We start from the raw sequence: 19,697 nt of genomic DNA, 5'->3' as shown, positions 1-19,697 counted from the left end.
TGCTCTAGTCGCCTTCCGCCAGGATCTTTTGGATGAAGTCCTTCTTGGCGGCGGTATAGGCTGCGCGATCATTGGCATACTTTGCCGCAAGCTCGACCTTCAGCGCCTCATAGGCATGTGCGAGGTCCGGACGCGTGCGCATTCGATCCCGGAAGAGGATGAACTGGCGCCAATTCTGGCCGCCATGCTCGACCACATGCACCAGATGCGTGCGGGTATCCCCTTCGATATCACGACCGAAAATATGATCGTCCGCAACGATATTGCTGCCGGCATAGACATAGCCGATCGATGCCATCGGCTCGACACAGGCAAGGCCATCCTCGAAGCGCCGAACACCGACGGCTATGTCGATGATGGGCTTGGCCTTGATTTCGGGAATGGAGGTGCTGCCGAAATGCTGTACATCGACAGCAAGGTCTCCAAGCGCGCTGCGAATGGCAGCTTCCTCCAACAAATAGGCCTCGCGCCAGCTCTGGTTTGGCTCAGCAAGCTTGACCGATTTATTGCCGACGCCGAGCCCGAAAGGTTGCACATTTTCCGTTGCCATCGGCAACTCCCCGATGAAGATAATGCGCCACGCTAGCATGTTGCGGGGCGCGTTGTCTCCATCGGGTAAAGGCCATCAATCGTAAAATGCTTCGACGAATTTGCGCTTGCCGAGCATGAAGGCATCGGCGACGTGGCGCAGCGGCGAAACGTCGACGTCGGAAGTGCCGGCTTTGACGATCTCGGCAAAGCGGCGATAGAGCGAAGGATATTCGGCTTCAGGCGCGGAGAATTTCAGCTCGCCATTGACCGACAGCTTGGAGCCGCCTTCTGCTAGAACCATCTGGCCGACATCGGTTTCGGCAACGATATCCCAGCTCTGCTTGCCGGTCTGGCGCCAGTCGAATTCGGCATGAACCGGAAGGCCCTGACCGCTCTTGAAGTGCAGATCGGCGGCAATCGGCGAATCCCGGTTTTCCGGGAACTCGAGCGTCGCGCCGGTGAGGAAGAGCGGCGGCAGGATGTGGGTCACGATCGACAGCGCATTGATGCCGGGATCGAAGACGCCGAGCCCGCCGGCCTGCCATATCCATTCCTGGTTCGGATGCCAGTGACGGACATCTTCCTTCCAGATCACGTGAGCGCTGCGGATATTGGTGCTGGCGAGGAAGCTCTTTGCAGCCTCCACTGCCGGCGCATAGCGCGAATGCCAGCTTGCGAAGAGCGAGACGCCCTTGGTCTTTGCCAGGTTTTCGAGATCGGCCACTTCGCTGAGCGTCGCGCCCGGTGGCTTTTCCAGGAAAACATGCTTGCCGGCCGACAGCGCCTTGTAGGCGGCTTCATAGCGATATTGCGGCGGCATGCAGAGCGACACCGCATCGACCGCCGGTACGGCATCGAGCATGGCGTCGATGGTCGTGAAGGACGGGATGCCTTCTACGGTGCCGTGGCGGCTCGCCGTCGCGATCAATTTGAAATCCGCGTTGTTCGCAATGGAGGGAAGATGCTGGTCGCGGACGATCTTGCCGACACCGACGATAGCGAGGTTGATGGGGGACATGAGTGTCTCTCGATTAGTATGATTATTGATGCGATCTTTAGCAGAATGCCGCATGTGGGCAAGGGCGGCAAATCGCAAATGCGACAACTGGATCCGATGCACGAACATTGTATCCGACTGCCATCACGTTTGGAAAACCCGCACCGGCTCTTGATTCACCGTTTGAAATCGGCACTCTAGCTCCGTGCAGCAAAAAGAGCTTCGGTAAAGAATCGCTGCGGGGGGAAATCATGAAAGCATTGCTCGGCTTCAGCCGATTCGTTGACTATGTGACCGAAATCATTGGAAAATCGGTCTCATGGCTCATCCTGGTCGCTGTCCTGGTCAGCGCCGGAAATGCCATCGTTCGTAAGGTCTTCAACACTTCGTCCAATGCATGGCTGGAAGCGCAGTGGTATCTGTTCGGCGCCGCCTTCCTGCTCGCCGCCGCCTTCACGCTCCGCCAGAACGAACATATCCGCATCGATATCGTCTACGGCTCCTTGCCGCGCCGGGTGCAGCACTGGATCGACTTGCTCGGCCATTGTCTGTTCCTCATGCCCTTCGCACTCCTGATGGTCTATGACCTCGTTCCCTATGTCCGTACCTCCTTCCTGTCGGGAGAGGTTTCCTCCAGCGCCGGCGGCCTGATCATCTGGCCTGGCAAGGCGCTGCTGCTGGCCGGCTTTTTCCTGCTGGCATTGCAGGGGGTCTCCGAGATCATCAAGAAGATCGCAGTCATGCACGGCGATATGGACGACCCGACCCCCTATGTGCCGACACATGCGCCCCTTGATGTCGAAACCCCGGCAGAGGAGGCACGCTGATGATCGAATTCATTGCTGTGAACATGGCGCCCATCATGTTCGCCTCGCTGATCGTCTTCTTGCTCCTGGGTTATCCCGTCGCTTTCGCGCTTGCCGCGAACGGGCTGCTGTTCTTCTGGATCGGCGTCGAGCTCGCGCCCTATTCGGGCGGCACCATCCATCTCTCCTGGCCGCTTCTTAACGCCCTGCCGGATCGCTTCTGGGGCGTCATGTCCAACGATACGCTGCTGGCAATCCCGTTCTTTACCTTCATGGGCATCGTGCTGGAACGGTCCGGCATGGCTGAAGACCTGCTCGACACGGTCGGCCAGCTTTTCGGGCCTATCCGTGGCGGTCTCGCCTACGCGGTGATTTTCGTCGGTGCGCTGCTCGCCGCCACCACCGGCGTCGTAGCGGCCTCCGTTATCGCCATGGGGCTGATCTCGCTGCCGATCATGCTGCGCTACGGCTATGACAGGCGTGTTGCCTCCGGCGTCATCGCAGCCTCAGGAACGCTTGCGCAGATCATTCCGCCATCGCTTGTCTTGATCGTCCTTGCCGACCAGCTCGGCCGTTCAGTCGGTGACATGTATGCCGGCGCGCTCATTCCCGGCTTGGTGCTGACGGGCATTTACATGGCCTATGTGCTGATCATGACGATCGTCAGGCCGAACTCCATGCCCGCCTTGCCGAAGGAGGCCCGGTCGCTCGGCTCCGGCGTCACGTCGCTTTTCATCGCACTCTTGATCTGCGCCGGCGTTGCCTATGCCGCGCATGTTTACCTGACACCAACCTACGGCGAGAATGCCGATATTCTCGGCGCCACAGTCGGTGTTGCCTTCATCTACGCGGTTGCTGTTCTGGACAAGGGGATGAAAATCAATCTGATGTCCAGGCTGGCACAGCAGGTCATCATCGTCCTCATCCCGCCGCTCGCTCTGATCTTCCTAGTGCTCGGCACGATCTTCCTCGGCATCGCGACGCCGACGGAAGGCGGCGCGATGGGGGCGGTCGGCGCGCTCGCGATGGCTGCGGCCAAAGGCAGGCTGACCATGGACGTCATCCGCTCGGCGCTGACGTCCACGACGCGGCTTTCGGCCTTCGTGCTGTTCATCCTGATCGGTTCGCGCGTCTTTTCGCTGACCTTCTACGGCGTCAACGGCCATGTCTGGGTCGAGCATCTGCTGGTGTCGCTGCCCGGTGGCGAAGTCGGCTTCCTGATTGCCGTTAACGCGCTCGTCTTCTTTCTGGCCTTCTTCCTGGATTTCTTCGAGCTCGCCTTCATCATCGTGCCGCTGCTGGCGCCTGCCGCCGACAAGCTCGGCATCGACCTGATCTGGTTCGGCGTGCTCCTCGGCGTCAATATGCAGACGAGCTTCATGCATCCACCGTTCGGCTTCGCGCTGTTCTATCTCCGCTCGGTGGCAGCGCGCGTACCTTATCTCGACAGAGTGACAGGTAAGCAGATCGCGCCCGTCACGACGGGGCAGATCTATTGGGGCTCGGTGCCTTTCGTGGGTATCCAGGTCCTGATGGTGGCGCTGACCATCATGTTTCCTCAGATGGTCATGCATTACAAGGGCGCCGGCGCGGGCGTTGATCCCAACACGATCAAGATCGAGGTTCCCGGTTTCGGCGCTCCTGGCCAGGACAATGGTGGCGGCCTCGGCCTGCCAGGCCTCCAGCCTCCGGGCGGCAATCCGCTTGACCGTAAGCCAGCCGACCAGGGTGGCGGGCAGCAGAACCCGCCTGCCAACGATCTCAGCCAGCCGCCGTCTTTCAATTGAGCAGGATACGCTTCGTTTTGTCTTGATCGGAGCGCAATAAAAAACCCCGGAGCGTCGCTCCGGGGTTGTCTGTCTTAAAACCGCGAGCCGGTCAGATCTTTCCGGCGCGCTGCAGCGTCATCATGTAGACGTCGTAGCTGTATTCGGCGACCTGGGTATAGAGATAGTGCTGGCCGCGGAAGCCCTTGATCGATTCCCAAATCTTCTTGAAGGTCGGGTTGTTAGCTTCCATTTCCGCATAGACCTCGTTGGCCTTGTCGAAGCAGGCATTCATGATCTCGGTGCTGAACGGCCTGAGCTTCGCGCCTTCGGCGACGACGCGCTTGATGGCGGCCGGGTTCAGGTAGTCGTATTTCTGCAGCATGTTGGCATCGGTCGCTTGCGCGGCCGTGCGCAACAGAGACTGATAGGCCTTCGGCAGGCCCTCATAGGCCGCCTTGTTGAACATGACATGCACGGTCGGACCGCCTTCCCACCAGCCGGGATAGTAGTAATAGGGCGCCACTTTGTAGAAGCCGAGCTTTTCGTCGTCATAGGGGCCGACCCATTCGGCGGCATCGATCGTGCCTTTTTCCAGTGCCGGGTAGATGTCGCCGCCGGCAATCTGCTGCGGCACGACGCCGAGGCGTTCGACCACTTTGCCGGCAAAGCCGCCGATACGCATCTTCAAGCCCTTGAGATCGGCGACCGTATTGATTTCCTTGCGGAACCAGCCACCCATCTGCACGCCCGTATTGCCGGCCGGGAAGCCGATCAATCCTTGCGTCGCCAGGAATTCGTTGAACATGTCGATGCCGCCGCCGTGATATTGCCAGGCGTTCATGCCACGCGCGTTGAGCGCGAAGGGAACGGCCGCCCCCAGGGCCCAGACCGGATCCTTGCCCCAATAATAATAGGAGACCGAATGGCAGGCCTCGACTGTGCCAGCCGAGGTCGCATCGGCTGCCTGCAGACCTGGCACGATTTCGCCGGCCGCAAACACCTGAATGTTGAAATTGCCGTCTGTGGCTTCAGACACGTATTTCGACAGCACTTCGCCGCCGCCATAGATCGTATCCAGCGACTTCGGAAACGATGACGTCAGGCGCCAATTGATCTTCGGATTGCTCTGGGCAATGGCCGGAGCGGCAAGGGTTGCAGCAGCTGCAACCGAGCCGGCGCCGGCGACGCCGGCTTTCCTCAGAAATGAACGACGATCCATATGTTACTCCCCCCGGATACGAGCGGGCGGGCTGGCCCGCTCTTCGTGATCACGCCGCAACTAACCATGCCGCTCGGCGCGTTTCAAGCGTATCTGAACATTGCGCAACCATTGATCTAGGTGTTCGAGGCTGCGCTCCTATGCAAGGCCCCTTCAGCGCACCATTTTGGTATCGGCCTGGGCAACCAGGTTGGTCGCCGGGGCCGGAGTACGCTTGTATTTCAGCGTGACGACCTTAAAGCCCTCTTTCTCGAGGCGGCTCAAAAGAACCGGCAGCATTCTGACCGTGCGCTGGTGGATATCGTGCATCAGGACGATGCCGCGGCCGCGCTGATAGAGCTGCTTCATGGTGCGATCCACCACTGAAAGGGGCGTCGAGGTGAAATAGTCCTTGCTGTCGATATCCACGTCCATGACGATCATGTCCCGGGCGGCAATCGCGGTGCGCAGGCGCTTGGAATCGGCGAGGTAGGGGAAGCGAAAGAAGGGGACATCCGTACCGATCGCCTTGGTGACGGCGTCCTTGCCGCGGGCGATCTCGGTCATCGCCGCGTCGAAGGTCATCTTGTCGAGATCGGGATGACGGAATGTATGGCTGCCGATCGCGTCGCCATGGGCGAGAACCTCGCGCGCGGTTGCCGGATGCGCCTGCGCCATTTCTCCGACCATCATGAAAGCGGCCTTGACGCCAAACCTGTCGAGCGTTGCGAGAATGCGGTCCGTTTTGCCGGGCGCGGGGCCATCGTCGAAGGTCAGGATGACTTCCTTGTCGGCGAGCCTGATGTCCTTGAGCGAGGAGACTTCCAGTGTGCGGCCGGCAAGATCGTGTGGTCCGCTGGCGTCCACCGCTGCGCGGGTTTCGAGATCGGCGACGAGCCATTTTTTCGGCTCCATCTCGACGCGATCATTGGCTTTCAGCGGCTTGTGACGCGGCTCCTCGGCGGCATAGCTGCTCTTGAGCGATGCTTCATTGGCGGGCTTCGTGGCACATCCTCCCAAAGCCAGGGACACGGCAAGGCCAGCCAACAAAACACGGTAGTTCATCAGAATCGCTCAACAATATGTCTATGAAAGTTGAGCGTATTTTCTGCGGTTATGGTTAATGATCAGTTAGGATCGGCTGCGAGACGGTTAAGATCGCGATGCGCTTCAGCCGGCCATGCCGCTTTCGTATTCCGATGAAAGTTCCAGCCATTGCTCCTCGGCCGCGGCGAGCTTTTCAGCGGCATCGGAGCGCTGTTTTGCCTTTTCCGCAGCCTTTGCCGGTGCCTTTTCGTAGAGGGCCGGGTCCGCAAGTTCCGCATCAAGTGCCTGAATCAATTTCTCAAGCTTGCCGGTCAAGGATTCGATTTCATTGATCTTCTTCTTGAGCGGCGCAAGCGACGCGCGCCGATCGGCGTTGAGCTTGCGCTGATCCGCCTTGGAAACGGAATCGTCGACGCCGTTCGTCTTGGCCTTCTCGTCCTTCGACTTCGGACTGGCGACGACGAGGCTGCGATATTCTTCCAAGTCGCCGTCGAAGGTCGTGACCGTGCCGTCGCGCACCAGCCAGAGCCGGTCGACGGTGGCTTCGATCAGATGGCGGTCGTGCGAGATCAGGATGACGGCGCCGGAATAATCGTTCAGCGCCTGGATCAACGCATTGCGGCTGTCGATATCGAGATGGTTCGTCGGTTCGTCGAGGATCAGCAGATTCGGCGCGTCGAAGGCGGCAAGGCCCATCAGCAGCCGCGCCTTCTCGCCGCCCGAGAGATCCTTAACCTGCGTATCCATTTTCTCCGTCGCTAGGCCCATCTGCGCAACGCGCGCACGTACCTTGGCTTCCGGCGTTTCGGGCATGCGGCGGCGGACATGCTCGACAGCGGTTTGGTTGGGGATGAGGTCGTCAAGCTGGTGCTGGGCGAAGAAGCCGATCTTCAGGTTCGGCGCCAGCTTGACGTCACCGCCTTCCGCATCGAGCCGGCCGGAAATGAATTTCGCGAAAGTCGATTTGCCGTTGCCGTTCGAGCCGAGCAGGGCAATACGGTCGTCGGCATCGATGCGCAGGTTCAGACGCTTGAGGATCGGCTTTTCCGGCTCGTAGCCGACGGCACCGCCGCTGATCGCGATGATCGGCGAAGCGGGCTGCTTTTCCGGTTCCGGAAAGCTGAAGCCCATCACATGGTCTTCGATGACGGCCGCGACCGTGCCCATCCGTTCCAGCGCCTTGACGCGCGATTGTGCCTGCCGCGCCTTCGATGCCTTAGCCTTGAAGCGGTCGATAAAGCTCTGCAGGTGCTTGCGCGCGGCGTCGTTCTTCGCCTTCGCCTTCATCTGCAGCTCGTCCGCCTCGGCCTTCTGCCGCTCGAACTGATCGTAGGAGCCGCGATAGAAGGTGAGCTTCTTCTGGTCCAGATGGACGATGGAATTGACCGCCGTGTTCAACAGGTCGCGGTCGTGCGAGATGATGATGACCGTGTGCGGGTAGCGGCGAATATAGTCCTCGAGCCAGAGCGTGCCTTCAAGGTCGAGATAGTTCGTCGGTTCGTCGAGTAGCAGCAGATCCGGCTCGGAAAACAAGACGGCCGCAAGGGCGACGCGCATGCGCCAGCCGCCCGAGAAGGAGGAGGCTGGGCGCTTCTGCGCTTCGTGGTCGAAGCCGAGGCCGGCCAGGATGCTGGCGGCGCGCGCTTCGGCCGAATGCGCGCCGATATCGGCGAGCCGGGTCTGGATATCGGCTATGCGATGCGGATCGGTCGCCGTCTCGGCCTCCGCGAGCAGAGCGGAGCGCTCCTTGTCGGCAGAAAGCACGATGTCGATCAGCGGATCCTCCGTGCCGGGAGCCTCCTGTGCCACCTGGCCGATGCGGGCATTGCGCGGGATCGAGACGGAGCCGCTTTCGGCGGCGAGATCGCCGGTGATGATCCTGAACAGCGTGGACTTGCCGGCACCGTTCTTGCCGACAAGACCCGCCTTCGTGCCCGCCGGAAGCGTCACGTTGGCATGGTCGATGAGAAGGCGGCCGGCAATGCGGGCGGAAAGGTCTGAAATCGAAATCATGGCGCGGTTTTGGCCGAACTCGACGCCGAAGGCAAGAGTGGGAAGGCGCTTAGGCGCCAGCCTTTTGCGAGGATTTCGAGAGGTTCGCGCAGTCGCGCAGCCGCTCGGTCAGCTCCGTTTCGTAGAGCATGAGGTTGCTGAGCGAGGCATTGAGGCTGTCGAGAGCAGCATTGGCATGCGGGGTTGCTTCGATCTCGCAGGCGAAGCGCTGCTTCTTCAACAGCCCCTTGGCGAGTTGATCGGCAACTTCGCGCAGCATTTCGGCGGCATCGCTTTCCGATTTGCGCGCCACCAGCCCGCAATGGCTCACCAGACGATGCTTCAGGCCGATCTCGTCGAGCCCGCTTTGCGGGGGAAGAGGCCCAAGCGCTTCGATCTCTTCGGCAAGAGAGCAGTCCTGGCCATAGAGCGCTTCATAGAAGAGCTGATAGTTGCGCGGCAGGTTCTTCACCTTCAGCCGCGTCATGAAGCGACCGATAACCTCGAGCTCGGTTTCCGTTTCATCGTCATCGATGGAATATGCCGAAACGCTTGTCTGCGAGTTCTTCATGCCTGCCTTTGACCGTGAGCTGATATATCTCATCAATCTGCAGGTTCGCAGGTTAAGGGAACATGAACAAAACAGCCGATCCTCGCCGCAGCGCAACAAAATGAGGCATGTGATCAACGCCTGGGCGAAGACGGGAAACGACGGTTCTCCTCTTGGCTACATCCAGTGCCGTCCTTCGCTGCGCAGGAAATGCAGGAGGTCCAGCACCAGAGACGACTTGCCCATCGAGGTCAGGATCATGTGGCATTGGCCGCGGTGATGAGTGTGGTGGTTGAACATATGTAATACAGCCGCATGGAGGGGAACGGTGATGGCGCCCGGGCGCAGGATCGAGGTATAGGTAATGTCGACGGCAAGTGCGTCGGCATCGAGCGTTTCCATCCAAGTGATGATATTTCGATCTTCGGCCTCCCGTAAGCTGTAAAGTCCTCTAAGCGTGTCATGTAGGACGGTATCGAGTGACGCCGGCACCCCGCCAGTGCCGTTAAAACGGTGCATCCACAGCCGGTCCGCTACCAGCAGATGATTTAGCGTTCCGTGGAGCGAGCCGAAGAAGGCGCCGCGGTCTTCATTGAATTCGGCATCACTGAGTTCGGCGGCGGCATTGTAAACCTGTACATTGGCCCAACGATTGTAGTCGGCAAGCATCCTGAAATGTTTGAGCATATGACCTCTCCTCAATGATGCAGCGATGTTGCCGTCAAGTTTGCAAATAAACCGTCGCAGTGCCATCGGCCGATTGCGAATCGGATGCTCGGACTATGACAGCGGCGTGAAATTGGCCGATCCCCCTTGTTTTCGGGCTTTGAGGCAGGTAAACACCGCCCACTTTTCTCTGATTACAAGGAATGGACCCATGGCGATTGAACGTACTTTCTCGATGATCAAGCCGGATGCGACGAAGCGCAACCTGACCGGCGCCATCACCAAGGTTTTTGAAGACAATGGCCTGCGCGTCATCGCCTCCAAGCGCGTCTGGATGAGCAAGCGCGAAGCCGAGGGCTTCTACGCCGTTCACAAGGAGCGCCCGTTCTTCGGCGAACTCGTCGAAGGCATGACCTCCGGCCCGACCATCGTCCAGGTACTGGAAGGCGAAAACGCCATCCTGAAGAACCGCGAAATCATGGGCGCGACCAACCCGGCCAACGCTGACGAAGGCACGATCCGCAAGATCTTCGCCCTTTCGATTGGCGAAAACTCCGTTCACGGCTCCGACGCTCCGGAAACGGCTGCCGTCGAAATCGCTTACTGGTTCTCCGAAACCGAAATCGTCGGCTGAATCGGCCTCTCAGCTCTGTTGCTGAACGATTTGAAATGATTCATGAAAGCCGGGACCTCGTATCCCGGCTTTTTCATGCCGGACAAGCGGCATCATGCCCGTAGTCGGCGCTGCCATCGCCCTTGAACACATCCGGATTGGCTGTATAGACCGGCCCGACGACGAGCGGCTTCGTCGGCAGCACCGTCTGGTCGAGGTCGGATTTGACTTCGGTCTTGATCGTCTGGATCGTCTTGGTGCTGGCATCCACGAGTTTGATCGAAACGGAATAGGGGCGGTCCTTGCGCACGCAGTGCAGGTCAGGACTTTCCAGCGTGATCTTGTCCCAGAATGTATAGATCTTCTGGTTGACGACAAGCGGATCGCCGCCCGCGGGATTTTCGAACTCTGCAACCGCCGTCGTTCCCTCGGGGATCGGGGCGATCTTCTTCAGCGTGATCATGTAGGTCGCGCTCGCCACGCGGTAATTGAACACGAAGAGGCGGCCGGTAAGCTGGGTTGGACCTTCGTCGTCTTTCCTCTGACAGCTGGCCAGCGCAAGGCCGGCGATTAATGTCGTCAGCATGATGTTTCGCATTGTCATGGCGCAGTTTCCTCCTTCTTGCGCCGGTAGTGCCGGCTTGCCTTGGCGCGGTTGCCGCAGACCGCCATGTCGCACCAGGCGCGGCTCTTGTTCTTACTGCGGTCGATGAAGAGCCAGCCGCAGTTACGGCAGATCTTCATCCGCTCGGGATCGGGCATGGCGATGAGCCGCAGCGTCGAGTGCACGGTCGCGGCATCGAGCCCATTGGCCGAGGCTTGCCGCAAGACCCTCGCCAAGGCGGCGAGAAGATCGGCCAGAAATAGGTCCGCGGCCTCGCCGAGGATGCGCGCCCGAAAGTATCGATCGATCATATCGCGCAATGAGATGAAATCGGCTCGGTTCTCCCGTTTCACCGGCAGGATATCGCCGAAGAGCGTCCGTTCGGCGCAGAAATTGGCAGCGGCCTTCGGAAAGCTCTCCATCTGTCCATGCGCTTCGAAACGGTCGATCCGGCGCTCGTCGTCATGGCGCAGGACAACGCTGTTGGCGACATCGAGCGCGAGCGCGCCACCGGAAAAACGATGTGGGGTCCAGGTAAAGCTCATGGGGAAAATTATAACTGGTAAAATTCATTTTGCCAGTTACTATTTGCCTGTTCCTCGGAGGGAATGAATGGCCTATCTTCTGCAGCAATTGGCGAATGCCGTTCCGCTCGCTGCACTCTATGCGGCGCTGGCCTTCGGTTATTCCATTGCGTTCGGGGTTATGAAGCGGGCCGATATCACCTACGGCGCGCTGTTCGCCTTTGCCGGCCAGATGCTCGTGCTCTTTACCGATGTCGGCTATACGAGAATGTATCTGATCCTACCGGCCGCCTTTGCTTTCGGTGCCGTGATCGCGGCCGGCTATACGCTCGGCGCCAGCCTTCTCGTCGGCCGCGTGATCATGCTGCCGCTGTCGCGAAAGTCCCCGAATACCATCATTGTCGCAGCACTCGGCATGATGATCATCCTGATGGAAACCGCCCGGCTGGCCTCCAACACGCGTGGCATCTGGCTGCCACCTTTCCTGAACGGCGCGATCGTCTTCTGGGATAGCGGCGATTTCCACGTAACGCTCACAGAAATCCAGTTACTCAACACGGCGTTGATGATCCTCGTCATCCTCGCAGGCGCCTATGTCCTGAAATGCACGGGATGGGGGCGCATCTGGAGGGCTGTGACCGACGATGCTCTCGCCGCTGAACTTTGCGGCGCCAGCGCCAACCGTGTTTTCCTGCTCGCCTATGTCGCCTCCGCACTCGTCGCGACCATTTGCGGCCTGCTGGCTACTTCTTACTATGGAACCATGGATTTCGGGGCAGGGCTGATGTTCGGGCTCAAGGTGCTGATGATTGCGGCGGTCGGCGGCTATTCCGAGCCGCTGAAGTCGGCGGGCGGAGCGGCACTCCTTGGCCTCACCGAGACAATGTGGGGTGCCTACGGCCCGTTCCTGTGGCGCGACTTCGTCATCTTCTCGCTGCTCGTGCTACTGCTGGTCTTGAGCCGCCGCGAGCGGGTCGTACCTTAAACCTATTTATTTGCCCGCCCATTTGTCGCGCGCCGCATCGTCGGCATCCTTGGCGGAAACCCAGTCGCCTTCCGTACCGTCGCTGCCGTGCTCCTTCTTCCAGAAGGGCGCGGAGGTCTTCAGAAAATCCATGACGAAATTGGCGCCGTCGAAGGCGGCCTGCCGATGCGGCGCTGCGGCAATGACGAGCACGATGTTCTCGCCGGGCGCAATCTTGCCATAGCGATGGATGGCGGTCAGGCCGAGAAGTTCGAAGCGCTCAATGGCAAGCTTGGCGATGCGGCTGATCTCCGCTTCCGCCATGCCGGGATAATGCTCGAGTTCGAGGGCACCGAGCGCTCCGCCTTCGTCGCGGCAAAGCCCGGAGAACGTCACCACCGCGCCGATGTCGCGCCGTTCATTCGTCAGCCGATCGATCTCCGCCTGGAGATCGAAATCCTCGCGTTGAACTTTGACGAATGGTGAAATCATCGCAATTTCCTTGATCGCCTTCTCAAACAGTTTGAGGAATCGCTCGGCCCTTCGCTTTGGCATCCTGAGCCCGTCGAAGGTGCGTTCGTCGCTGCAATCGATTCACTGGATCGATTGCTCGGGCGTTGCCCGACCGCTCCTCACCCTCCGGTCATCGGCGGAAAGAGCCCGATCTCCCGTGCACCGGCGATGGGCTCATCGTGATCGGCATGCTCCATATTTATGGCAACACGGATCGCCTCGGGGAATTGAAGTGCCGCCTCGTATTCTTCCCCCAAGCCCTTCAAATGACTCAGGAGATCGCCGACGGTGACGACCTCGGCGGGAAGGGAAATTTCTTCTTCCGCTTTGCCGATCCGCTCACGCACCCAGGCGAAATAGACGAGCTTCGTCATCATTCCTCATCCACCACGTGCTTCAGCCCGGCCCGGAAATAATCATAGCCGGTGTAGATGGTCAGCAGGGCTGCGACCCAGAGCAGGACGATGCCCATTTCCGTCGTATAGGGTAGCACCTTGTCGCCCGCCGGCCCAGCCAGAAGGAAGGCGATGGCGACAAGCTGGGCCGTCGTCTTCCATTTCGCGATGCGCGTCACGGGGACGCTGACTTTCAGCGCCGCCAGATATTCACGCAGACCGGAGACCAGAATTTCGCGGCAAAGGATGATGATGGCGGCCCAGAGCGACCAGCCGGCGATAGTGCCGTCGGCGGCGACCAGCAGCAGGATCGCCGAGACCAGCAGCTTGTCGGCGATCGGATCCAGCATGCGGCCGATATTCGAGGTCTGGTTCCATATGCGTGCGAGATAACCGTCGAGGAAATCGGTGAGCGACGCAATGATAAAGATCCAGAGCGCGACCCAGCGCGCGAAATCGGAACCTTCCAGCTTACCTTCGATGAAGAAGCAAAGAACGATCAGGGGTACGCAGAGAATGCGGCCGTAGGTGAGCAGATTGGGGATGCTGTAAGCGCGCGAAGCCATGGAAATCGTTTCGTTTCGGTTATCTCGGCAGAGCGCGATGAGTTTCCGTTTCGGGTCTCATCGTGCTCCGGGCTTTTGATGATCTCGATCTTCTCCAAAAACCGCTTCGCACTTTTTGGGATCAAATCCTAGATGATGGTTTGGCTACCTTATCGTCAATATTGTTTCTGTTTTTTCACCGCTATTGCGTGGAATTTGCGACCAGCTTTTTCTATTTCGCGGCGTCCTCGTGAAAATGGTTGTAGACCTGCCGCGCGACAGCTTCGGAGATGCCTTCCACTGCCATCAGATCCGAGAGGGCGGCGCGCGAAACGGCCTTGGCGGTGCCGAAATGCTGCAGCAGCGCCCGCTTGCGCGAAGGGCCGATGCCGCCGATCTCGTCCAGCGGGTTTTTGACCATCTCTTTCTTGCGCCGCGCCCGATGCGAGCCGATGGCGAAGCGGTGCGCTTCGTCGCGCAGGCGCTGGATGAAATAGAGCACGGGATCGCGCGGCGGCAGCGTGAAACTTTCGCGGGAAGGGGCGAAGAAGCGTTCGCGCCCGGCATCGCGGTCGACGCCCTTGGCAACGCCGATGGCAATGACGCTGTCGGTAATCCCGAGTTCCTCGAGAATAGTGCGCACCGCCGTCATCTGCCCCTGACCGCCGTCGATGAGGATGATATCGGGCCAGGCGGGGAAGGGGCGATCAGCGGCATCCACGGTCGCGTCAGTCACGCCGCTGCGGTCGGGCTTTCCTTCTTCCTTCAGGAGCCGGGAGAAACGGCGAGTCATGACCTCGCGCATCATGCCGAAATCGTCGCCCGGCGTGATGTCGGTCGATTTGATGTTGAACTTGCGGTACTGGTTTTTCACGAAGCCTTCCGGCCCGGCGACGACCATGCCGCCGACCGCATTCGTGCCCATGATATGGGAGTTGTCGTAGATCTCGATGCGCTGCGGCACGTAGGGAAGCTTAAACGTCTCCTTGAAGCCTTCGAGCAGCCGCGATTGCGACGCGGTTTCCGCGAGCTTGCGGCCGTGTGCCTCGCGGGCATTGGCGATGACATGCTCGACCAGATCGCGCTTCTCGCCGCGCTGCGGCACGAGGATCGTAACCTTGTGACCGGCCTTCTCGCTGAGGGCAGCCGCCAGCAGCTCGATTTCCTCGACCGTCTCCGACAGCAGGATCTGCCGCGGCACCGGCTTGTCGTCATAAAACTGCGCCAGGAAGGCGTTCAGCACCTCGGCGCCCGAGAGCGAGGGATCGGCTTTCGGGAAATAGGCGCGGTTGCCCCAGTTCTGGCCGGTGCGGAAGAAGAAGACCTGGATGCAGGAAATGCCGCCTTCGTGATGGATCGCAAAGACATCGGCTTCCTCGACGCCGGCCGGATTGATGCCCTGATGGCTCTGCACATGCGAGAGCGCGGCAAGTCGATCGCGGAAAATGGCGGCGCGCTCGAAATCCAGATCCTCGGCGGCCGCGTTCATCGCCTCGGCCATATGCGCCTTGACGTTCTGGCTTTTGCCCGAAAGGAAGTCCTTCGCCTCTTGGACCAGTTCGCCGTAGCCCGCATCGCTGATCTCGTGTGTGCAAGGCCCGGAACAGCGCTTGATCTGGTAGAGCAGACAGGGCCGCGTGCGCGTCTCGAAAACGCTGTCGGTACAGGTGCGGATGAGGAAGGCACGCTGCAGCGAATTGATCGTGCGGCCGACGGCGCCGGCCGAAGCGAAGGGGCCGAAATACTCGCCCTTGCGGGCGCGGGCACCGCGATGCTTGAAGATCGCCGGTGCACGATGATCGCCGGTGATCAGAATATAGGGGAAGGATTTGTCGTCGCGCAGCAGGACGTTGAAGCGCGGACGCAAGCGCTTGATGAGATTCGCTTCCAGCAGCAGCGCTTCCGTCTCCGTGCGCGTGGTGACGAATTCCATATTGGCGGTTTCGCGCACCATGCGGGCGATGCGGTTGGAATGCACCTTGCCCAAGGCATAGTTGGAGACGCGCTTCTTCAGGCTGCGTGCCTTGCCCACGTAGAGCACGTCACCACCTTCATTGAACATGCGGTAGACGCCCGGATTGTTCGGCAGCCGCTTGACGAATTCGGCAATCAGCTCGGCGCCGCGAAGCCCGGTCTCGTTCCTGCCGCCTTCATTCCAGTCGATGGGCGCAACAGGAGTGGCGGCGGCATCGCCCTCCACCTCGATGTCGTCTTCGATATCGTCTGATTCGTCGTAGAGAATGCCGCCATCGGGCAGCTTTCTTCCGTTCATTCCGCACTCTCCGACACGTCTGGCGTTTCCCAGGCAAGGTGCTGGCCGCCATCGAGCGCTATCATTTGGCCCGTGATCGAGGGCGTGTCAAAAAGAAAGCGGATGGTCCGGCCGAATTCTTCGAGCCCCGGCGCCGCCTTTAATATGAGGCCGTCGATCTGCGCTTGAAAGTCCTCTTCGCTCTGCCGCACGCTGCGCACCGTCGGTCCAGGGCCGATCGCATTGACGCGGATGCGGGGAGCAAAGGTCTGCGCCATCGTCTGTGTCGCCGTCCAAAGCGCTGCCTTCGACAGCGTATAGGAATAGAAGCGCGGATTGAGCGCCCAGACCCGCTGGTCGACCATATTGACGATCAGCCCCGGATGCGGCTCGGGAAGCTGCCGCACGAAATCGGCCGCCAGGATTGAAGGCGCGCGAACATGCACCGCAAAATGCGCCTCGAAGGCTTCCGCATCGAAACGATCGGCGGAATCGCCAAGGAAAGCAGAGGCGTTGTTGACCAGGAGATCGAGCGGGCCAAGAGCGTCGGCGGCCCTTTCGACAAGGGTTGACGTCTCGGCCAAATTTTGCAGATCGGCCTTGATCGCAATTGCCTTTCGGCCCATTTGCTGCAATTTCGCCACAATTCCCGTCGCCTCGGCAAGGGATTGGTTGGCGTGCAGCGCTACCGCAAAGCCGCTAGCCGACAAATCCTCGGCAATTGCCCTGCCTATTCTTTTGGAAGCGCCTGTTATCAACGCCGTGCGTAGTTTTTCCTGTCTCAAGAGACTGCCTTTTGCTCGTCGTTATCCAATCGACGCTCATATAGGGCGTCGATACACCATATGAAAAGATGCATGAGCAAATGACGCTCTTTGAGGTTTCTTATGTAAAGCTTGAGATATATTTAGATTAAAATAAGTATACACGCTTTAACCATTGGTTATGGTTAACAAACCCTCTGTTGCGATGAAGCAACATCGAAATTCAGCCATGTCTGTGCCACAATGATATCATATTTTAGCTCTTCCAATTCCTCATTTGCATTCCAATTTCAACCTCGATCCGGGAGGGATGTTTTTTAATTGCTCGTGGCGCTTCGAAGTCAAGGACAGTAAGCGGGGCACACGGGACTGAAAGGAGAAAAGTATGCGTACTCTTATCACGACCCTCATGGTCTCCGCCGTCGCTCTCGGCGGTTACACCGCAGCTCAGGCTGCTGACGCTGTCGAGCAGATCCCGCAGCCGCCCGTCGCTCAGGAAGCAGCTCCGGTCGTTAACAACTGGTCTGGCTTCTACATCGGTGGTGCAGGCGACTGGAACAAGGGTCACTTCACCCGCAACGGCAACGGCTATGGCTTCGGCGGCCAGGCCTTCACCGGCTACAACTGGCAGCAAGGCCAGATCGTATACGGCATTGAAGCAGACCTCGGCTATTCCGGCATTGACAGCACCCGCAACGGTCTGACAGCGAAGAACGGCGTCAATGGCTCGGTTCGCGGCCGCATCGGTTACGACTTCAACCCGTTCATGCTGTACGGCACGGCCGGTCTGGCACTCGGCCAGAACAAGCTCGAAGACGCTACCTCGTCCGACAGCAAGACGGCTGTTGGCTACACGGTCGGTGCAGGTGCTGAAACCTTCATCACCAACAACATCACGGCTCGTCTCGAGTACCGCTACACGGATTACGGCAAGAAGAACTTCGACCTCGACTCCGGTCGGTTCTCTCGCGGTTACGACGAGCAGAGCGTCAAGGTCGGTATCGGCGTCAAGTTCTAATCATTTGACGGCATAGTCTGACGAAAAAGCCGGGGTTTGCGCCCCGGCTTTTTCCGTTTCACGGTGCTGACCGTTTACGCGACGTCCTTCGGAAAATCCGTCGAGACAGCCAGTTCGCGCCAGTCGGCCAGTTCTCTGGCGACATATTCATTCTTGGTCTCGATCGCGCCGACCGTATCAGAGCCGAAAGGCATGCGCAGCGGCGGGTTGGCCGAATGCGCAAGCGTGATCATCGACTTTGCAAGCCGTGCGGGATCGCCGGGCTGGCCGTGATTATGGCCGGCGGCGAAATCACGCATCGCCCCCGCCGGCGTGTCCTTATAGTCGGCAATCGAGCTCGGGCTGACAGCGAGCGAGCTTTCGTCAAGGAAATCGGTCCGGAAGAAACCGGGTTCCACGACGGTCACCTTGATGCCGAGCGGCTGCAGTTCCGCCGCCATCGCCTCGGACAGGCCTTCGACGGCGAATTTTGTCGAGCAATAGACGCCCCAACCGGCGAAGCTCTGGTAGCCGCCGACCGAGGACATGTTGATCACATGGCCCGAGCGCTGCAGGCGCATATGCGGCAGGATGGCGCGCGTCACCTTCAGCAGGCCGAAGACGTTGGTCGCATAGAGTCTTTCGATTTCCTCGGCGGTTGCCTCTTCCACGGCACCCAGCAGCCCGTAGCCGGCATTGTTGACCAGGATATCGATCTTGCCGAAGCGCTTGACGGCCGCGGCGGCTGCCTCATGGGCCTGCGTCTCGTTCGAAACGTCGAGGGCGACGGGCAGAAGATTCGCGTGGTTGCCGAACTTCTCCGCCAGGCCGGTGGGGTTGCGGGCCGTGGCAACGACGGCGTCGCCGGCGGTGAGGGCTTCCTGGGCGATGAGGGCGCCGAAGCCGCGGGATGCACCCGTAATGAACCAAACGCGCATGATTTTCTCCTTTGTGGGTCGGTAATTCCGTGAGTGGAATTCGTTTGCAGGAGAAAGGTAGCTTGATGGCATCGTTGAGATAATCTACTTTCTCTTTCATGAAGTGCTGAGAAATTCTCATCAATGCGACGCATCCGTTCGACCGATCTGGCGATTTTCCTGGCGATTGCCCAACACCGCAGCTTTCGCAAGGCGGCGGTGGAACTTGGCGTGACAGCGTCCGCGCTCAGCCATTCATTGCGGGCGATCGAGGAGCGATTGGACGTGCGGTTGGTCAATCGCACCACCCGTGGCGTCGGGCTGACGGAAGCTGGCGAACGCCTGTTCGATCGCATCCGCCCGGCCTTCCTCGATATTGACGATGCGCTGGAGGACCTCGATAAATTCCGCGGCCAGCCCTATGGCAAGCTGCGCATCAACGCCCCGCGCCCTGCCGCCAGGATGGTGCTGCTGCCGATCGTGTCACGGTTCCTGAGAGCTTACCCCGCCATCGAAGTGGAAATCGTGGTGGACGATGCGCTCGTGGACACGGTCTCAGCCGGTTTCGACGCCGGCATACGCTTCGGCGAGAGAATCGCCGCTGATATGATCGCGGTTGCCATCGGTCGCCGCCAGAGGACGGCAATCGTCGGCTCGCCCGAGCATTTTCAGCGTTTCCCCAAACCGGTCACGCCCCATGATCTGAAAGATCATCCCTGCATCCGCTATCGTTTCGCGAGCGGCACCTATTATCGCTGGGAGTTCGAGCGCCGGGGCATCGAGCTGGAGATCGACGTACAGGGGCCGCTAACGCTTGGTGATCTCGACATCATGCTGGATGCCGCCGTCAATGGCTCCGGTCTTGCCTTCCTGTTTGAAGATTACGCGTTGCCGGCTTTGGAGGATGGCCGGTTGATCCGCGTGCTGGAGGACTGGTGCCCCTATTATCCCGGCTTCTTCCTCTATTATCCGAGCCGCCGTCAGCTGCCGACGGCTTTGCGCGCCTTCGTCGATTTCGTGAAGGCCGACGGTGTACGCCAGAGCTGAGCCTGAT

21 protein-coding genes are annotated in these 19,697 nt (G+C 59.7%); 6 read left to right on the top strand and 15 right to left on the bottom strand.

What is annotated here, in order from left to right; translation table 11 throughout:
• Positions 1–4: 4 nt before the first annotated feature.
• On the bottom strand, positions 5–550 hold the full coding sequence (locus FP026_RS21950) for a GrpB family protein (RefSeq protein ID WP_149636707.1): 546 nt from the start codon (positions 548–550) through the stop codon (positions 5–7).
• 75 nt (positions 551–625) lie between these two features.
• Positions 626–1,549, bottom strand: coding sequence for a Gfo/Idh/MocA family protein (locus FP026_RS21945; protein ID WP_149636706.1), 924 nt, complete (start codon positions 1,547–1,549; stop codon positions 626–628).
• 230 nt (positions 1,550–1,779) lie between these two features.
• Between FP026_RS21945 and FP026_RS21940 the strand changes: the two genes are divergently transcribed.
• Positions 1,780–2,355 (top strand): TRAP transporter small permease subunit, encoded by a 576-nt coding sequence (locus tag FP026_RS21940; protein ID WP_149636705.1) that lies wholly within the window; start codon positions 1,780–1,782, stop codon positions 2,353–2,355.
• Positions 2,355–4,121 carry a TRAP transporter large permease gene (locus FP026_RS21935; RefSeq protein WP_149636704.1) on the top strand — a complete coding sequence of 589 codons (1,767 nt, stop codon included), beginning with the start codon at positions 2,355–2,357 and terminating at the stop codon, positions 4,119–4,121. Before FP026_RS21940 ends, FP026_RS21935 begins: the two co-directional genes overlap by 1 nt.
• A 91-nt stretch (positions 4,122–4,212) precedes the next feature.
• On the opposite strand, the gene FP026_RS21930 is transcribed toward FP026_RS21935, so the two are convergent.
• From FP026_RS21930 to FP026_RS21910, 5 genes are all read right to left on the bottom strand, one after another.
• On the bottom strand, positions 4,213–5,322 hold the full coding sequence (locus tag FP026_RS21930) for a TRAP transporter substrate-binding protein (RefSeq protein WP_149636703.1): 1,110 nt from the start codon (positions 5,320–5,322) through the stop codon (positions 4,213–4,215).
• A gap of 153 nt (positions 5,323–5,475) precedes the next feature.
• The gene (locus FP026_RS21925; protein ID WP_149636702.1) at positions 5,476–6,366 is read right to left on the bottom strand and encodes a polysaccharide deacetylase family protein; all 891 of its coding nucleotides are present in this window, start codon (positions 6,364–6,366) and stop codon (positions 5,476–5,478) included.
• A gap of 105 nt (positions 6,367–6,471) precedes the next feature.
• Complete coding sequence (locus FP026_RS21920) at positions 6,472–8,361, bottom strand: ABC-F family ATP-binding cassette domain-containing protein (protein WP_149636701.1); 1,890 nt, start codon at positions 8,359–8,361, stop codon at positions 6,472–6,474.
• A gap of 49 nt (positions 8,362–8,410) precedes the next feature.
• Positions 8,411–8,911: a hypothetical protein gene (locus tag FP026_RS21915; protein WP_149636700.1), complete on the bottom strand. Its 501-nt coding sequence runs from the start codon at positions 8,909–8,911 to the stop codon at positions 8,411–8,413.
• A gap of 156 nt (positions 8,912–9,067) precedes the next feature.
• The gene (locus FP026_RS21910) at positions 9,068–9,577 is read right to left on the bottom strand and encodes a DinB family protein (RefSeq protein WP_149636699.1); all 510 of its coding nucleotides are present in this window, start codon (positions 9,575–9,577) and stop codon (positions 9,068–9,070) included.
• A gap of 190 nt (positions 9,578–9,767) precedes the next feature.
• Between FP026_RS21910 and ndk the strand changes: the two genes are divergently transcribed.
• Positions 9,768–10,190: a nucleoside-diphosphate kinase gene (gene ndk, locus FP026_RS21905; RefSeq protein ID WP_149636698.1), complete on the top strand. Its 423-nt coding sequence runs from the start codon at positions 9,768–9,770 to the stop codon at positions 10,188–10,190.
• Positions 10,191–10,263: 73 nt separating this feature from the next.
• Here the strand turns inward: ndk and FP026_RS21900 are convergent, their stop codons facing one another.
• On the bottom strand, positions 10,264–10,773 hold the full coding sequence (locus tag FP026_RS21900) for a hypothetical protein (RefSeq protein WP_149636697.1): 510 nt from the start codon (positions 10,771–10,773) through the stop codon (positions 10,264–10,266).
• Positions 10,770–11,318: a CGNR zinc finger domain-containing protein gene (locus tag FP026_RS21895; protein WP_149636696.1), complete on the bottom strand. Its 549-nt coding sequence runs from the start codon at positions 11,316–11,318 to the stop codon at positions 10,770–10,772. The genes FP026_RS21900 and FP026_RS21895 overlap by 4 nt, the downstream gene beginning before the upstream one ends.
• Before the next feature lie 67 nt (positions 11,319–11,385).
• Here FP026_RS21895 and FP026_RS21890 point away from each other — a divergent pair, with 67 nt between their 5' ends.
• Entirely contained in the window at positions 11,386–12,282 is an 897-nt protein-coding gene (locus tag FP026_RS21890; protein WP_149636695.1) for a branched-chain amino acid ABC transporter permease, read from the top strand.
• Positions 12,283–12,288: 6 nt separating this feature from the next.
• On the opposite strand, the gene FP026_RS21885 is transcribed toward FP026_RS21890, so the two are convergent.
• The 5 genes from FP026_RS21885 to FP026_RS21865 form a co-directional block, all read right to left on the bottom strand.
• Positions 12,289–12,753: a molybdenum cofactor biosynthesis protein MoaE gene (locus FP026_RS21885; protein WP_149636694.1), complete on the bottom strand. Its 465-nt coding sequence runs from the start codon at positions 12,751–12,753 to the stop codon at positions 12,289–12,291.
• Between the two features lie 140 nt (positions 12,754–12,893).
• Entirely contained in the window at positions 12,894–13,148 is a 255-nt protein-coding gene (gene moaD / locus FP026_RS21880) for a molybdopterin converting factor subunit 1 (RefSeq protein ID WP_149637172.1), read from the bottom strand.
• Positions 13,148–13,735, bottom strand: a complete 588-nt coding sequence (gene pgsA, locus FP026_RS21875; protein ID WP_149636693.1) for a CDP-diacylglycerol--glycerol-3-phosphate 3-phosphatidyltransferase — start codon at positions 13,733–13,735, stop codon at positions 13,148–13,150. Before pgsA ends, moaD begins: the two co-directional genes overlap by 1 nt.
• A 211-nt stretch (positions 13,736–13,946) precedes the next feature.
• Complete coding sequence (gene uvrC, locus FP026_RS21870; protein ID WP_149636692.1) at positions 13,947–15,986, bottom strand: excinuclease ABC subunit UvrC; 2,040 nt, start codon at positions 15,984–15,986, stop codon at positions 13,947–13,949.
• Complete coding sequence (locus tag FP026_RS21865) at positions 15,983–16,750, bottom strand: SDR family oxidoreductase (protein WP_149636691.1); 768 nt, start codon at positions 16,748–16,750, stop codon at positions 15,983–15,985. Before FP026_RS21865 ends, uvrC begins: the two co-directional genes overlap by 4 nt.
• A 364-nt stretch (positions 16,751–17,114) precedes the next feature.
• Here FP026_RS21865 and FP026_RS21860 point away from each other — a divergent pair, with 364 nt between their 5' ends.
• Complete coding sequence (locus tag FP026_RS21860) at positions 17,115–17,747, top strand: outer membrane protein (RefSeq protein WP_149636690.1); 633 nt, start codon at positions 17,115–17,117, stop codon at positions 17,745–17,747.
• 74 nt (positions 17,748–17,821) lie between these two features.
• On the opposite strand, the gene FP026_RS21855 is transcribed toward FP026_RS21860, so the two are convergent.
• Complete coding sequence (locus tag FP026_RS21855; RefSeq protein WP_149636689.1) at positions 17,822–18,664, bottom strand: oxidoreductase; 843 nt, start codon at positions 18,662–18,664, stop codon at positions 17,822–17,824.
• A 123-nt stretch (positions 18,665–18,787) separates the two neighbouring features.
• On the opposite strand from FP026_RS21855, the gene FP026_RS21850 reads away from it, so the two are divergent.
• On the top strand, positions 18,788–19,690 hold the full coding sequence (locus tag FP026_RS21850) for a LysR family transcriptional regulator (RefSeq protein ID WP_149636688.1): 903 nt from the start codon (positions 18,788–18,790) through the stop codon (positions 19,688–19,690).
• Positions 19,691–19,697: the final 7 nt, after the last annotated feature.

The organism is Martinezella tropici, assembly GCF_008370325.1.
Classification (GTDB): Bacteria; Pseudomonadota; Alphaproteobacteria; order Rhizobiales; family Rhizobiaceae; genus Rhizobium; species Rhizobium tropici_B.
This window is presented reverse-complemented; position numbering and strand designations above follow the sequence as displayed.